This window comes from Vibrio sp. QJM3NY_39 (assembly GCF_057785895.1).
In genome coordinates, this window is the sequence record NZ_CM173506.1 from 1,319,692 (window position 1) to 1,336,087 (window position 16,396).

A 16,396-nucleotide genomic window follows, 5' to 3' on the forward strand; every position below is an offset into this window, starting at 1 on the left:
CGATGAACCAATAAAAAGCCCTACCAAATCGGTAGGGCTTTTGCTTACGGCTTAAATAATAACGTTTCCTTAAAATTGCTGTCTTGGCTCATGCTCGAAGACAACAGTGCTTAAGCTTGCTTGTAAGTACGTGTGATAGAGCCGCGTACTTATTTTGATGGTCTATTGTTTTAGACCTAAAACCTAAGACCTAAGATGAGCTACAGGTCGACCAAAATTGTCTTAGTCGTAATCCCACCTTGGTCATCGATTATCTTCAGTGTCACCTCGTGCTTTCCGTATGAAGGGAAGATAGAAGTGAATGTGCGACCTCGTTTCATCTTTCCGTTTGGAAGTGTCCACTCGGTATCAACAATACGACCATCGCTATCTGAACTTGTAGACCACATGGTTACCCAACGACCCAAGTGAATGTACTTTGCACTCGCTTCTGGAAGGGCGTTTGGAGATTCAATACTCACTACGGAGCTAAATGAATCGGTAGCGCCTTTGTCGTCGACAACAGTCAAGTTCACCGTGTATTCACCGGCTTGCTCGTAAGACCAAGTTGGTGCCACTTCGTTACTTGTTGTGCCGTTGCCAAAGTCCCATAGATAACTGGCGATCTCACCGTCTTGATCAGAACTGAAGTTACGTGCAGAAACGTTCAGGCCAGTGACATTGAGCTCAAAGTTCGCAGTAGGGGCGACGTTGTGTTGGCTTACTTTCGATAAGCGAACCACGCCGTATTCGTTGTTGTCACTCTGATTCACAATATCAACGGCTAAACCAAACTCCGTCAGGATACGTCCTGAATCAGGCGCTTGAGGAGACGTGTAGTCTTGGTCGTCAGAGAAGCTAGCGTTACCAAGCAAACTGGTATCTTCAAGTACATCATTGTCGCTGTTCACAAGACGCATTGGGGTATGATCTTTGAGTGAGAACGCAGCATCACGAACTTGGTAACGAGTTTGAGCGACTTCACCAGATTTTTCCCAAGTCATGGCATTCTGGTCTGCATCGACCACACCTAACCAACCTTCACCTGGGTGTTTGCCTACCCAGTTATCAGTCAGTGACTCGTCTACGTACCAAATGATCAAACCCGGATCGAATGAGATAAGTTGCCCCATACGTTTGATGTTGGCTAGGCCTTCATCAACATCCATGTGGCTACGCCATTGCAGCAGGTAGTAGTGTTGCGCTTGGTGGAATCCATTGCTCAGCTGGTAGCCATTTAGGGCGAAGGTGGAGTTGCTTTCACCATCGTCTATTGAGGTCACTTCACCATCCACGACCACACTGAGGTTATCCCAATAGAAGCCTTCCATCGCTAAGCCACCATCGGTGATGTACTCAAATGACAGTTCTACTTCTTGGCCTACCCATTGTGAAACGTCAAACTCAGCGTCAATCCACCCGCCAGATTCGCCGCCAATAGCAGGAACGAGGCCAGTATTGTATGGGTCATCCATTGAGGTGATGTTGCCAGCTATTGCTTGTCCGTTGATTAGCACGCGAGCGAAGTCGTAGTCTTTCTCAATTTCAAACCACGTTTTGAAGGAAAGCAATGCAGAATCACCGGCTGGAATCACCAACTTGCGAGTCATGCTATTTTTCAGATCATCGCCTTTTTGAGAGTGGAATGAATACTCTCCCTCAAAGGGTTTCAGACTTTCAATTTGCTTTTCAGGAAGATCGACCTTAATCATGTTCGGACGGCTGTTATCCGTTGTTTGGAACAGTGTATAAACTTGTGGGTTGTCTTCTAGGTCATCAATCGAGATTTGATCATCGTTAACCCAGCGACCACCAATCGATTTTTGTAGGAAGTGCTTTGCCCAAGAGCTGAATGCCGTTGGTTGTGTGCCACCAATTTTGCCAGCCCAGCTGCCTGAAGACATGATTGACCAGTAAGAAACCGGTTCACCTTTGCCTGTGTATTGCGTGTCGTACTCGTCTGGTAAGCCTAAATCATGGCCATATTCGTGAGCACAGACACCGGCTGCGGCATCAATCGGTTGAATGGTGTAATCAAAGGCCGCGTATTGGCCACCAAAGCGATCGGGAAGAGAGCTAGAGGTACCTTCAAGCACATGAGTGCGACCAAGGTTGAATCGGTGAGACCAGATAGCATCAGGGCCTAATACGCCACCACCGGCTTCTTCGCCAACAGATGCGTGGAATACCATTAAATGATCAATTACACCATCGGGTTCACGGAAGTTTCCGTCACCGTCGTAATCGTAACGATCTTCGATGTCGTAATCGGCAAGGTTGATGCTAGGATCTTGAGCCAGTTGATTCAACGCTTCGCGAACTAGTTCTTGTGCGTTGAGATCGTTGTCGGTCGTCGGGGAGTTACCACCATAGAAAGACGCAGGCTTAGAGGCGCGATACCAACCAGCAGCTTGACCTGCAACGCTGTAACTGTCACCCGATTCGCTTTGGTAATACTGACGCATCGAGATTAGGTTTTCGCCGTTTGGCCCTGTGTAGCCAGAGTTTGAAAACAGCAACTCTTGATAATGTTCTGGGTTGTAGCTCTCGTAGAGCATTTGGGTGTGCTCTTCGGTCAGCTTGTTGTCATCCCAGTTCAAATCAGGGAAATCCACCAATAGAGCCAGTACTTTATCGGTACGCTTGGTGCCGACTTCCAAAGCAAAGACGCTAGCCTTTTTAACGCCAGATCCTTTCTCAATGGCTTTGAGTATTTTCGCTCGTTGCTCAAGTGCTTTTTTACCGAATTGAGCGTCGCCTTTAAAACCGGAATTGATCTTATTTTTTAAGTAACGGTCAAGTGCGTCGTGTTTTGCCACATCGGTTGCATCTTGGTCGACTAAGCCTTGTCTAACTAGCATTTCAATGAGTTTGTCTTCATTAACAACGCCTAAATCAATAGGTGTTTTTGCATAACTACTGACGCTAAATAGAGTAAGCATTGCTGAAGCCAACAATGTTTTTCTCATCATTTTCATTGTATTTCCTTTTTATATTTCCATGTCGATATCAGTATCAACTGCCTTATTCGAATCAGTTGTCCGAGTCTGGCCTAATACACTCTTGTGGTGTCTTATTTAACTGACGTGTGTTTGCTGTATGTTTCGTACTTTCTATCTCTTTTATACTTTCTATTTCTTTTGTATTGGTTGTCTCTTTTCTATTTTTTGAATCAAACGGAGTGCTCTTTACTTTTTTGGCGTTTAGATAGATACGCAAAGCTTCTTGATTGCCCTCATAGGTTAAGCCTGGGCAGATAACGCCTCCTTCAATCAATGACTTCAGCAATAGTTCGTCGTTCTCAATAGTGGAAGCCTGTGACAGTGAGGAAAAAATGAGAACCATTAAAGCCATTGTTTTGTGTGACATTCTTATACCAAGCCATCAGTTTTTATTGTGTAACAAAATATATTTATAAAATTAACCAATCAAATGAATAATCATTACAAATCATTATTCGTTCCGGTTTCAACATTAAGAGTTAATATCAAATAAGGATGGTTATTTATTTTATTGTCAGCTACTTAATGGGTTTTGTTGAATGAATAGTTGATAGTTTGGATTTTTAATAACATTGGTTGGTAAGTGTTTATTATCTTGAGACCGCTTTATACAAGGTGTGGGGTGATAAATAATAAGATACGTGTTTTATTATCTGTGTTTAAAAATTGCATTTAATAATTGAGTGTTTAGTAAATACCCATACTGAAATTATTTTCACTCTAAATATCAATAATTGGGGTGTTGAGAATGATTTTTAGTGTTTCAAGGGCGTGAAATTTAACAATAGCGGAGGTGATAGGAGCACCAAGTCGTAAAAAAGAGCCCGTATTTGAGCTCTTTTCCTTTTATTCTCGTTGGCGATTTACTTATGACTGAGAGACATCACGATAAAAATAACGTTCACAAGTACGTGGATTCATGCGCTTAATGACGTTTGATATTAAGGCGATAACCAGCACTGAGAATACTAACCTTCCCCAAAATATGGTGTAAAAATCAGCCCCAATTAACATGATCAAAAGTGTATCTTCAATCAAACTGTGGAGTAGATTGAGCAGCATGATTGCAGTGAATACATCCCTCGCCGAGATATGTCCCTTTTTAGCTTCATTGATCAATAAGCCGCCGCCAAACGAAAGACCAAGCGTGATTCCAATAATGGTTAGGTTAGTCGCGTCCTTGCTGATTCCGAGTAGTCTCAAGAATGGTCTTAACAATATTGCCATGAGCTTTTCAACGCCTAGAATCTTTAAGATCTTGAGTAGCAGTAATAGTGCTGATATCACCATGAAGATAACGGCAAAGCTCTTTAGCTGCTCAATAGCCCATCCAAGATAGCTAGTGTCTCCAGATACTTCAGGCTGCCAAAGCACGGTTGCTGGGTAGTTGAGCAAATCCCCGTATTGATAACTGAGATTGAGTAACCATGCCAGCACCAAGCTACCACCGACTCTCACTGATAGGGTAGCCAGCCAACTCACACCCGCCTTTTTAGCTATTGCACCCTCAATCGGTAATGAATGCGCTAGTAGCATCATGCTGCCTAAAACCGAGGCTTGAGCAACCGTTAAGGGAGCATCGGAATTAATAAGAATAATCAGTCCCGCATAGATGTTAGTGAGTATGGTTGTTGCCCATACCAAGCCCATTTCTTTCGGTAATCCGACGCTTTGCATTATTGGGCTTAGCCATTCGCTAAGAATCACGACGCCGCCAAGTTCTTCAACGACCTTTATCACGATGATGATTGGAATCATGATTCGGAAAAGAGTCGAGGTGACATCGAAAATCTCTCTGAGGAGTTCTTTAAAAAATTGATAGATTGATTTCATAGTTACGACCATGGTTCGATTGTTTGGAATGAGAAGATCTTACCTTGATTATTGTGATGGTTATTTCAAAATCTATATCAATATTCGACTCCAATTTTTTATTTGTCGTATTATTCGAAATTATTGGTCACGAAATTAGAGCTTTGAGAAATTATGGAAATTGATCGTATAGATAGGAATATTCTCGTTGAACTGCAGAAGAACAACCGAATCCCAAACCTCACATTGGCTGAGATGGTTGGGTTATCGCCTCCGGCTTGCTTAAAGCGAGTGAAACGATTGAGAGAGGAAGGCGTGATTGTGAGTGATGTGTCTATCATCAACCCAGAACTTACAGGCAGTAAGATGACTTTGGTTGTGTCCGTAGAAATGGAACGAGACCGAGGGGATATTTATCAGATCTTTCGCCATTCTATTTCTAAGGCGTCAGAGGTCACGCAGTGCTATCAGATATCGGGCAGCTTTGACTTTATGCTGATTGTGACGGTCAAAGACATTCAAGCCTACGAAGATTTTGTTGAACGAGTACTGCGCAAAGATTTAAACATTCGCAAGTTCCATACCTCTGTTTCTATGAGAACCGTGAAATTTACCACTGCAGTTAACTTAGATGAGTCATGACCGCTAATTTGAGAAGAGAAGAGAAGAGAAAAGACGTGAAGCTTTGAGCTTTGTGAGGTGTCAGGCGTATTTTTGTATAAATAGCAGGCATTTACATAAAATGTGATGTTCACATTTTGTCATAACTTTAATAATTGTATATATTCCTCGCCTAAAACAATAATTAACAAAAGTTAATATAAATGACTGTCAGTTCATCTTCTCAATCTCGTGAAACGCTTCTAAGCGAAAACGAACAACTTGTCTCGACTACCGACCTTAAAGGTGTGATTACTTACAGTAATGATGCTTTTTGTCGCATCGCAGAATACAGCCAACAAGAATTGCTAGGGCAACACCACAATATCGTGAGGCATAATGATATGCCGAAAGCGGCTTTTGCCGATATGTGGGTTAACCTAAAGCAGGGTAAAGCGTGGCGCGGTATCGTAAAAAATAAAACCCAATCTGGTGGTTACTACTGGGTTGATGCTTACGTTACCCCTATTTATGATGGCGGGAAGGTGAGTGGCTACCAATCGGTTCGTGTTAAGCCTAAAAACGAATGGGTACAAGTCGCGGATAAGGCTTACCAAAGCTTATTGAAGGCAGAGAGATCGGGTCGTCAATGGTCGTTACAGATCAGTGACAGTGTTCGTTACGCAGTGTTACTCGGTTCTTTAGCCGCGCCTTTGATTTCAAACCTAATCGAAGTAGGGCAAGTATCGCAATGGTTGTTGAGCTTACTTCCTGTTTCCGCATTAGCATTGCTTTTCCGACAAGAGCTCATTGATACTCCATTGCAGTTAAAAAAGCTGCAATCTAAATTCGATAGTGTCAGTCGCCTTGTCTATTCAGGTAATAGTCAGTTCTCTGTTGCCGATTTTCACTTAAAACTATTGTCTGCACGAATCCGCACGGTACTAGGTCGCATGACAGACTCAGCCAAGCCACTACAGGATTTGGCGGACAACCTGAATGCCACGTCATTTGAAGTATCTGAAGCTTTAGATCAACAAACAAAAGACATTCTTCAAGTGCGAGAGGCGACTGAAGAGGTTGAAGTCACCGCGAATGAGGTCTCTTCTCGTACAGAAGAAGCGCACCAGATTGTTGATGTAACTTTGCAAACCTGTGCTGGTGCTAAAGAGAGCATTAATCAAACCCATCGAAATTTAGAAAGCTTAGCTTCACAGGCTGAAAAGGCGACTCAAACGACTTACCAATTGAGCGATCAAGCGCAGAGCGTAAGCAAGATAATGGAAGAGATTGGTGGAATCGCCGAACAGACCAACTTGTTGGCACTAAACGCAGCAATTGAAGCGGCTAGAGCGGGCGAGCAAGGACGAGGCTTTGCGGTGGTTGCCGACGAAGTACGTGCGCTATCGGGTCGCACGTCAAAGGCGACGGTTCAGATCAAAGAGAGTATCGACACCATGCTAGCGACGATTGAAGGCTGGCAAAAGGATATTCTGGCGAACCGAGAGCAAACGGACGCGTGTGGTGATGTGGCGAAGGTGAGTGCAGAGCGCTTGTCTGAAGTCGAAACCTTAATGCAATCGATGAACGATTTGATGCAGTCGGTTGAAAGCTCCGCGCATAAACAGCGTCAGCTATCGAGTGATGTAAACCTGCATATGCAGTCTATCGCGTCGACCGCCGAGCAAAACTTAGTGGCAACACATTCCGTGAAAGATCACTCCACTGAGCTAAAAGAGCAAGTGAATGAGTTCTATCACTTGGCGAAGCGCTTCGAAGAGAAATAACCGTTAAAGACAAGCTGAATGAGAGATAAGAGAAAGCCTTGCGAAATTTGCAGGGCTTTTTTGTGAGCTAAAAGAACAGATAACAGATAACAGATTAACAGGCAACAGATACAAAAAAGCCCTACTCAAAAGAGTAGGGCTTTCTATTATGTGCTTAGAAATCAGCTAACGGATTAGCAGACTAAGCAAGAATCTCTTTTGCTGTGTTTACTACGTTTTCAGTAGTGAAACCGAACATCTTGAATAGCTCGCCTGCTGGTGCAGATTCGCCGAACGTTGTCATGCCGATGATCTTGCCACCGAAACCAACGTATTTGTACCAGAAGTCAGCGATGCCAGCTTCTACAGCGATACGTGCCGTAACGTCAGATGGAAGTACAGACTCACGGTATTCAGCGTCTTGCTTATCGAATGCGTCAGTTGCAGGCATAGATACTACGCGTACCGCTTTACCTTCAGCTGTTAGTTCAGCAGCAGCGCTAACCGCTAGCTCAACTTCAGAACCTGTAGCAATGATGATTAGCTCTGGCTTACCAGCACAATCTTTCAGGATGTAACCACCCTTAGCGATGTTAGCTACTTGCTTAGCGTCACGATCTTGTTGTGCAAGGTTTTGACGAGAGAAGATAAGTGCAGAAGGACCATCTTTACGCTCGATTGCCAGTTTCCAAGCAACAGCAGACTCAACTTGGTCACATGGACGCCATGTGCTCATGTTTGGAGTTAGACGTAGAGATGCGATCTGCTCAACTGGTTGGTGAGTAGGACCATCTTCGCCTAGGCCGATAGAATCGTGCGTGTAAACTTGGATGTTCTGAGTCTTCATCAGAGCAGCCATACGCATTGCGTTACGAGCGTATTCCATGAACATTAGGAACGTTGCGCCGTATGGTACGAAACCACCGTGCAGAGCGATACCGTTCATGATAGCCGTCATACCGAATTCACGTACACCGTAGTGGATGTAGTTACCAGAGAAGTCATTTGCTTCAAGAGACTTAGAACCAGACCACATAGTCAGGTTAGAAGGCGCAAGGTCAGCAGAGCCGCCCATGAATTCAGGTAGCATAGCACCGAACGCTTCTAGTGCATTTTGAGATGCTTTACGTGATGCGATGTTTGCTGGGTTAGCTTGAAGATCAGCGATGATTGCCGATGCTTTCTCTTCCCATTCAGCAGGAAGATCACCGTTTACGCGGCGTTTGAATTCAGCTGCCAGCTCAGGGTATGCTGCTTCATAAGCTGCAAGTTTCTCGTTCCACGCTGCTTCCTTAGCTGCGCCTGCTTCTTTCGCATCCCACTCTGAGTAAACTTCCGACGGAATTTCAAAAGGACCGTGCTCCCAACCTAGTTGCTTACGAGTTGCTGCGATTTCATCAGCGCCTAATGGTGCACCGTGACAGTCGTGCGTACCTGCTTTGTTTGGAGAACCAAAGCCGATTACAGTTTTAGTACAGATTAGAGTAGGACGAGAATCCGCTTTAGCTGCTTCGATAGCTGCGTTGATAGCGTCAGCATCGTGACCATCAACTGCTGGGATTACGTGCCAGCCGTAAGCTTCAAAACGCTTAGGCGTATCGTCAGAGAACCAACCTTCAACTTCGCCATCGATAGAGATGCCGTTGTCATCCCAGAAAGCAACCAGCTTACCAAGACCTAGCGTACCTGCTAGAGAACATGCTTCGTGAGAAATACCTTCCATCAGACAGCCATCACCCATGAATGCATAAGTGTAGTGGTCTACGATGTCGTGGCCTTCTTTGTTGAACTGTGCTGCTAGCGCTTTCTCAGCCATCGCCATACCAACAGCGTTAGTGATGCCTTGACCTAGAGGACCAGTCGTTGTTTCGATACCTGGTGCGTAGCCGTACTCTGGATGACCTGGAGTCTTAGAGTGCAGTTGACGGAAGTTCTTAAGGTCTTCAATTGAAAGCTCGTAACCTGCTAGGTGAAGCAGAGAGTAAATCAGCATAGAGCCGTGGCCGTTAGACAGGATAAAACGGTCACGGTCAGCCCACTCTGGGTTTGACGGGTTGTGGTTTAGGTGAGAGCGCCAAAGTACTTCAGCGATGTCAGCCATGCCCATAGGTGCGCCAGGGTGACCAGAGTTTGCTTGTTGTACGCCGTCCATGCTTAGAGCACGGATCGCGTTAGCTAGATGTTTGCGGTTCATAATTGCTTCCAAAATTGATTCGAAATTAAAAATTCGTGGATAGATGTAAAAGAGGAACGAAATTCGTTCCTCTTATTTATTCAGTAGTGATTACAGCTTAGCTGCGATCATGTCTTCTAGTTTGCCTTGGTCAACGGCGAAGTTACGGATGCCTTCAGCTAGCTTCTCTACAGCCATTGGGTCTTGGTTGTGATCCCATAGGAACTCAGCGTGAGTCATTGCAGCAGGACGCTCTTTAGTACCGTTAGAGTCGATTAGCTTCTCTACTACTTCGCCTTCAGCTGCTTCTAGGTCAGCTAAAAGTTGAGGAGCGATAGTTAGACGGTCACAGCCAGCAAGTTCAAGGATCTCACCGATGTTACGGAAGCTTGCGCCCATAACAACAGTCTTGTAACCGTGCTCTTTGTAGTAGTTGTAGATGTCTGAAACAGAGATTACGCCTGGATCTTCTGAAGCTTCGAAATCGCGACCTTCTTTCGCTTTGTACCAGTCCATGATGCGACCAACGAAAGGAGAGATAAGGAATACGCCAGCTTCAGCACAAGCACGAGCTTGAGCGAAAGAGAATAGAAGCGTTAGGTTACAGTTGATGCCTTCTTTCTCTAGGATTTCAGCAGCACGGATGCCTTCCCAAGTAGAAGCCAGTTTGATAAGGATGCGGTCGTTAGTGATGCCAGCGTCGTTGTACATTTTGATAAGTTGACGAGCTTTAGCAACGCTGCCTTCCATGTCGTAAGAAAGACGAGCATCTACTTCAGTAGAGATACGGCCAGGTACAACGTTAAGGATTTCTTTACCGATGTTCACGTTAAGCATGTCACAAGTGTCTTGAACTTGTTGTGCTTTATCAGCGCTTTGCGCTTTAGCGTATTCGATAGAAGCATCGATTAGAGGTGCGTACTCAGCAATTTGAGCGGCTTTAAGAATTAGAGATGGGTTAGTTGTTGCATCTTCCGGAGTGTACTTGCTGATAGCTTCGATATCGCCAGTGTCAGCTACAACAGTTGTTAGTTTACGAAGTTGCTCTAATTTATTGCTCATTTTGATCATCCTATGTATCGCAGAACACCCCTTTAATGGGAGGTGTGGGCATTTGCAAGCGAACTAATGAAGTTCCTCATGGTTGTACCAGTGAGCCTAACTTACATTAATTTAAATTTTTCTCCGAACGAACATTTGCACAGAACATTTGTTCGCTCGATGAGTAAATGATGTAGCCATATTTATCCGATCTAGCCCCAAAGTCAACGGTAAATAGTGCCGTATGGTGACTTCAGTCAAATATATTTCGCTCTAGTAATCATGGGGTATGCAAGCAAACGTTTAACGAACAAAGTGAGGTGAATTAATCAACAACGAAACTATGGTTATGACGCTGAGCAAATGTTCCTTGTTGTTACATATGTTCAGGGTGTAAGCTTGTGTATCACTTACTGAGCTCTCCTATATTAGGAAGTACAGCAGGTAAAATAATTGTTAAATATTGGTTGAGTGGTATATGAGTAAGAATATCCAAGATGTTTCCGAAGAAAACACTGATCTCCTCACTGAAGTAGCGGTTGCTTACTATCAAGATGGTGCCACCCAGGAAGAGATCTCTAAAAAGTTCTCTATCTCTCGCGCAAAGGTTGGTCGAATGCTCAAGCAAGCTCGCGATGAAGGGATTGTCGAGATTACAGTGAAATACCATCCTGTATTCAGTGCGAAGATCGAACAACGTTTGATCGAGCGCTTTGGTGTGAAGCGGGCACTGGTTGCACTAGACCAACCAAATGAAGAAAAACAACGGCTTCAAGTAGCAGGTTTAGTTTCTAACTATCTGACTAGTACATTGAAAAATGGCATGGTGGTAACAGTAGGTCAAGGCCGCAATGTATCGTCAGTGGCGCACCATACTGGCGTGATCACTCCGCGTGATTGCAAGTTTGTGTGTGGTATCGGTGGCATTCACCCAAGAGGCGGCATGTTTAACGCCGACCATATATGCAGACAGTTAGCGAAAAAGTACGGTGGTTCTTCAGAAACCTTGTACGCGCCTGCTTATGCAGAGAATAAAGCGCAAAAAACTGCATTTATGGAAAACAGCACTGTAAAGCAAACGCTCGATCTCGCTCGTAAAGCCGATGTCGCTCTAGTGGGTATTGGTGACATGAGTGAAAATAGTTATATGGTCGACCTAGGTTGGTTTACAGCAGGAGAGGTTGTGCAATCAAGGTTACTTCAAGGTGTCGTAGGTGATTTTGCGGGTTATGACTTTTTCGATGTACATGGTAAAGCAGCAAATACTGTCATGAGTGACCGAGTCATTGGTTTGGCCTTGGAAGAGTTCCGCCCTATCGCTGATGTAATCGCCATCGCTGCCGAGAACAGCAAGCCATTAGCTTTATTAGGTGCTCTAAGAACAGGCGTGGTTGACGTGATTGCGACCAGTGTAAGTAATGCATTAACGGTACTTAACTTGGATGAGCAGATGAAGCATGTTGAACTGACTGATAAAAACTAAAGGGCAGACAAAGGAGATACACTTTATTGTCCTATCCCTTGTTGTTCTTACGAAAATGAACTTCATTCGTTGTTAAAACGGGAATCTATCTAGGTTCCCGTTTTGCATTTCTGTTTAGGATTTAGATGTAAAATACTGATAATATTGAATTTATTATAGTCAGGGTGACCTCTAGCCTATTGAAATACTCTGTTCTAAATTGAGCTTGAATAAGTCGATAAAGGAACGTGTCTTTTTTGATAAAGAATTGGCAGACGGGTAGAGCATAGTTAAGCTCAATTTTGGGAAAACAACATCGGGTAATACATGTACTAGGCTCGAATCGTCAACCGAACGTGTCAGGTATATATCAGGTAGAAAAGCAATACCGCGGTGTTGTAAGGCTAACTTGAGTAAGAGGTTTAGGTCATCAGATTTTAAGTGTATTTTAATGGACTTATCAAGAAAGTCTGCACTGTATCTATTGGATAAAATGCGATGGAGTTTTAGGTCATTTAACGTATCACAGAATGGGTGAGATTCTAGGTATTTTTTGGTTGCTACGAGCCGAGATCCGTACTGCAGTAAGTTAAACTGAATATAACTATCATCAATGACTTCAACAACATTAGGTAGTATTTGTAGATCAAAACCATATCGTTTTAAATCTACACTGCCTTGGTGATTTTCAATTTCTATTTGTACGTTGGGAAATTGTGCTGAGTAGTCATCAATAGTTGAATTAAAGATGCTTGAGCTCATCAAAGCCGAAGGAATCGCAAGACGTAAAAGACCATTAAAATCTCTTTGGCTCTCCTGTAAAGCTTCTACTCCTTGTTCGATATGATAAACCTGCTTAGCCACCAATTCGTAAAAATGTCTCCCAGATTCTGTCAATTCACTATTGCGTGTCGTGCGAATAAGCAACTCTGAACCCAACGAAAATTCTAAAGCTTTTAGGCGACGACTAACCCTGGAACGCTGCATATCGTTTGCTTTAGCTGCAGCACTTATTCCGCCATGAAGTACGACTTGTGAAAAAAGTCGGATATCGTCAAAATTTGCTTTCATTGTCCTATTTTTAGCTCAAATGGGGGCTTTTTATGAGCATACCAGAATGACCTTGTTATGACTATAATTGCACAAAATCTTTAGGCTTAGGATAAATCATGCAGCAAAAGCAAGTATTTCAACGCGTCATGAAAATTTTGGGTAGCGTGTTTATTGTCTCGTTTGTGTATTTAATTGTCGCTGATCGTCGAGCTCCTTTTACGACAGAGGGACGTGTTTATGGTCAAGTTGTGCAAGTCGCGCCTGAAGTGACTAGCAGGGTCACAGAAGTCCTCGTCAAAAACAACGAAGCGGTAGAAAAGGACGATATCTTGTTTGTTCTTGACCCTGGTAAATATGTTATAGCACTAGAGCAAGCTGAACTCGCATTGAAAGCAGCTCAAGAGCAGGAAAGATCTCTATACGCTCAAAAGAAGATGGCGATGGCCAGTATCTCCAGAGCTGAAGCAGGCTACGAAAACGCGCGTGCAGATTACCAACGAGTTGCTGAGCTTGCTAAGAGCCAAGCCGTATCAAAATCGAATTTGGATAATGTGTTCAAGCAGTATCAAGTGGCAAGTTCAGTTCTTGAAATTGAGCAACATCATCTTGGTACTCTAGTTGCGCGCTTAGGAGAGCCGGGTATACCAACAACAGATGTCTTGTTAGCTGAAAACCGTGTAAGACAAGCAAAGCTTGATTTGACTAATACGACGGTACGTTCACAAAGTGCGGGGGTAGTGACTAACTTGCGTTTAGAAGTTGGCGCAATGGCGAACGCGAATATGCCGCTGATTACCTTAATCTCTGACGGTTCTATGTGGGTCGCTGCAGACTTCAGAGAAAAGTCAGTCGCTCACGTACAAGAACGTTATCGAGCGCTGGTTACGTTTGATGCTCATCCCGGGAAGATCTTTGACTACAGCGTAGCGAGTCGAGACTTAGGTGTCGCTTCTGGACACCAAAACCCAAATGGTACTTTGACTCAGATTGAAGGGAACAACCGTTGGGTACGAGATGCACAGCGCACTCGAATTAACCTACAAAGCGATGATGCACTGCCAAGCCCGTTATTCGTAGGTTCGCGCGCAACGCTTGCTTTATATTCAAACGACAACCGTTTTTGGCGATTCGTAGCAAAAACGCGTATCCGTTTGATTAGTTGGTTTCATTTCATCTATTAGGCGGTTGCGATGAAGACACTTCGAATATGGTTTGGTTGTTCTTTTGGTCTGGCTGTTAGTATGGCCATGGGTTGGGAGCTGGGTTTCTTGGCAATTTTGCTGCCTCTTTTTGTCCTTAGTATCAGCGATAGCTTTAACTTGCCATTGTTACTGATCATTTTCGTCAGTGCTATTTGGTCAATCATTCAGGCCAATGTGTTGTGGGGAGTCTTAGGTAACTATCCCCTTATTTTACTGACTGCTGTGGCCGTGATGTTCTTGTTTAAATGTATCGCCATGACAAAAAAGCAGACCTTTGTCGTCGGTTATATGGGCTTAATTGTTGTCTCTATATTACTGCATCTAAGTAGCTATGACTTTATCGATGTCGAGCAGATCTCTATTACCATTGGGGTTTATTGCTTATTGAATATTGTTATCTGTTCAATAGCGTATTGGCTCTTTCCTGATCCGATTTGTGAGGAGCAATATCAGCAACGGCAAGAGGTACATCAACAACAGCAAGATCAACCCGCTGATAATCTGAAAGGTGAGGTAGAACTCCCTACTCAGTATGACGTCACGCAAATTATGGTGATTTGGGTTGTCGTGATGCTATCTTTTATTGTTTTCCAAGTTGTCGATCTGTATGACTCATCAGCGGCTTACGCATCAATATTGGTGATTTTAGCTCCTTTAACTTGTGCTGGCGCGGTCGATATGGCCAAAGTGAGAGTGATTGGCACTGCCGCAGGATGTGCTGCAGGCTTAGTGGTGCAGTTAACATTAGGGCAATGGTACGCAAATGCATTTTTATACTGGCTTTTATTCACGGTTGCGATGGGACCATTTTGTTATTGGCACACACAAGGCAAGCTCAAGTCGGCATTAGCATCTTCTGCGATGGCTTCATTAACGGTGCCGTTGACAACCGTGCTTGTTCCCGGTGAACAAGATGCCTTTTTCTCGATTTTATATCGATTTAGCTCTATTTTTATCGCTGTAGTGATCAGCGCTCTATTTATCTTATTGATGCAGAAAATACTCGAGTATAAGGTGGTAAATCGTGCTGTATAAGCCGCCTGAAAGAGACACAGCATTGATGACACCAAAACCTGCGTTGTTCATTATCGTAATATTCGTGTTGTTGGTATCGGGTTGCGCCTATACACCTGAACGTAACGTCTTATTAAATTCCGAGCAGTTAAACCCCTTAGACACGCCGGGTTTGAGGTTTTGGGATGAGTCCGTCATCTCGACTGATAATTACGACTTTAGTCACGCTATAGAATCTCTTGTTGAACACAGTAACAAGTCCGGGCAGGCAAACCATCTTGCGCTGTCAGGGGGTGGGTTTAATGGGGCTTTCTCCGCGGGCGTTTTGAACGCATGGAGTGAAAGTGGAACTCGACCCGAATTTGATGTTGTTACAGGTGTATCAACGGGTGCGATTGTGTCGATATTTGCATTTTTAGGCAGTGAATACGATCAAAAACTGAAGGGTTACTATACGCGAACGACAGCCGATGAAATGTTTAAACGTAACTCAATTTTTCAGTTACCTTTTCGAAATTCAATGGTGGATGTTAGTGGTTTTGAATTCAAAGTCCGTGATGCTGTCGACGCTATAATGGTCAATCAACTTGCTGTTGAGAGAAGCAAAGGGCGGATATTACTTATCGCGACAACAAGCTTAGACAATGAAAAAATGGCGATTTGGGACGTTGGAAAAATTGCCCAGATCGGAACGCCTCAAGCCCAACAGCTGATACAAGATATCATTATTGCGAGCAGTGCCGTTCCTGGGCTATTCCCTGCCACTCGAATTACATTGCCATATCGAGGGGGAACGGTCGACGAATTGCATGTGGATGGAGGTGTTTCAAGGCAAGTCTTTCTTATTCCACAGGGTTTCCAAAAAACCTTTGTTCCCAAAAATATAGAAAAGAACATTTACGTTATACGTAATGGTTTTCTTAAACCTGAGTTTGAAGAGATAGAGAATGGCTTAACATCAGTTTCTTATCGTGCGTTATCAATATTGATTCGTCGTCAAAGTATCGGTGATATAGAGCATATTTATAACTACAGTGAGCGTAACCAAATTGGTTTTAATCTTGCCTATATCGATGATGATTTTTCGAAGGATGATCTAAGTTCATTCAGTTTAGAGTATGTGCAGAAATTGTATGACTATGGGTATCAAAAAACGCTAGATAGTGACTTGTGGCGTAGAAACTTACCGGATCCAGGTTGAGTTATATTTGAATACCTCCATGCTTTTGAGGGGGCATGGCAGTAAATTCACTTTCTTGGTTCATTAGACTCTGAGGTCGCAATAGCCAGGG

The 16,396-nt window shown here is 43.7% G+C and carries 12 protein-coding genes; 6 read left to right on the forward strand and 6 right to left on the reverse strand.

The features are described 5' to 3' along the window. Positions 1–200: 200 nt before the first annotated feature. From AC3CHU_RS21775 to AC3CHU_RS21785, 3 genes are all read right to left on the reverse strand, one after another. Positions 201–2,957, reverse strand: coding sequence for an immune inhibitor A domain-containing protein (locus AC3CHU_RS21775; protein ID WP_488525660.1), 2,757 nt, complete (start codon positions 2,955–2,957; stop codon positions 201–203). 55 nt (positions 2,958–3,012) lie between these two features. Further along, on the reverse strand, positions 3,013–3,348 hold the full coding sequence (locus AC3CHU_RS21780; protein ID WP_054545655.1) for a hypothetical protein: 336 nt from the start codon (positions 3,346–3,348) through the stop codon (positions 3,013–3,015). Positions 3,349–3,848: 500 nt separating this feature from the next. Further along, on the reverse strand, positions 3,849–4,814 hold the full coding sequence (locus AC3CHU_RS21785) for a hypothetical protein (RefSeq protein ID WP_488525661.1): 966 nt from the start codon (positions 4,812–4,814) through the stop codon (positions 3,849–3,851). A gap of 153 nt (positions 4,815–4,967) precedes the next feature. Here AC3CHU_RS21785 and AC3CHU_RS21790 point away from each other — a divergent pair, with 153 nt between their 5' ends. Both AC3CHU_RS21790 and AC3CHU_RS21795 read left to right on the forward strand, forming a co-directional pair. Further along, the gene (locus AC3CHU_RS21790; RefSeq protein ID WP_017086398.1) at positions 4,968–5,435 is read left to right on the forward strand and encodes an Lrp/AsnC family transcriptional regulator; all 468 of its coding nucleotides are present in this window, start codon (positions 4,968–4,970) and stop codon (positions 5,433–5,435) included. Between the two features lie 182 nt (positions 5,436–5,617). Then, entirely contained in the window at positions 5,618–7,180 is a 1,563-nt protein-coding gene (locus AC3CHU_RS21795; protein WP_102454499.1) for a methyl-accepting chemotaxis protein, read from the forward strand. A 181-nt stretch (positions 7,181–7,361) separates the two neighbouring features. Here the strand turns inward: AC3CHU_RS21795 and tkt are convergent, their stop codons facing one another. Continuing rightward, the gene (tkt, locus tag AC3CHU_RS21800) at positions 7,362–9,353 is read right to left on the reverse strand and encodes a transketolase (protein ID WP_488525662.1); all 1,992 of its coding nucleotides are present in this window, start codon (positions 9,351–9,353) and stop codon (positions 7,362–7,364) included. Positions 9,354–9,443: 90 nt separating this feature from the next. Continuing rightward, on the reverse strand, positions 9,444–10,394 hold the full coding sequence (gene tal / locus AC3CHU_RS21805) for a transaldolase (protein WP_029224345.1): 951 nt from the start codon (positions 10,392–10,394) through the stop codon (positions 9,444–9,446). A 457-nt stretch (positions 10,395–10,851) separates the two neighbouring features. Between tal and AC3CHU_RS21810 the strand changes: the two genes are divergently transcribed. Then, on the forward strand, positions 10,852–11,856 hold the full coding sequence (locus AC3CHU_RS21810; RefSeq protein WP_171313504.1) for a sugar-binding transcriptional regulator: 1,005 nt from the start codon (positions 10,852–10,854) through the stop codon (positions 11,854–11,856). Between the two features lie 171 nt (positions 11,857–12,027). Here the strand turns inward: AC3CHU_RS21810 and AC3CHU_RS21815 are convergent, their stop codons facing one another. Further along, the gene (locus AC3CHU_RS21815) at positions 12,028–12,906 is read right to left on the reverse strand and encodes a LysR family transcriptional regulator (protein ID WP_488525663.1); all 879 of its coding nucleotides are present in this window, start codon (positions 12,904–12,906) and stop codon (positions 12,028–12,030) included. 98 nt (positions 12,907–13,004) lie between these two features. On the opposite strand from AC3CHU_RS21815, the gene AC3CHU_RS21820 reads away from it, so the two are divergent. From AC3CHU_RS21820 to AC3CHU_RS21830, 3 genes are read left to right on the forward strand one after another with little or no spacing between them, the layout of a single operon-like run. Beyond that, positions 13,005–14,069 carry an HlyD family secretion protein gene (locus tag AC3CHU_RS21820; RefSeq protein ID WP_237288768.1) on the forward strand — a complete coding sequence of 355 codons (1,065 nt, stop codon included), beginning with the start codon at positions 13,005–13,007 and terminating at the stop codon, positions 14,067–14,069. Between the two features lie 9 nt (positions 14,070–14,078). Further along, positions 14,079–15,125 (forward strand): DUF2955 domain-containing protein, encoded by a 1,047-nt coding sequence (locus tag AC3CHU_RS21825; RefSeq protein WP_488525664.1) that lies wholly within the window; start codon positions 14,079–14,081, stop codon positions 15,123–15,125. A 25-nt stretch (positions 15,126–15,150) separates the two neighbouring features. Then, positions 15,151–16,305: a patatin-like phospholipase family protein gene (locus AC3CHU_RS21830; protein WP_488525665.1), complete on the forward strand. Its 1,155-nt coding sequence runs from the start codon at positions 15,151–15,153 to the stop codon at positions 16,303–16,305. Positions 16,306–16,396 lie beyond the last annotated feature (91 nt).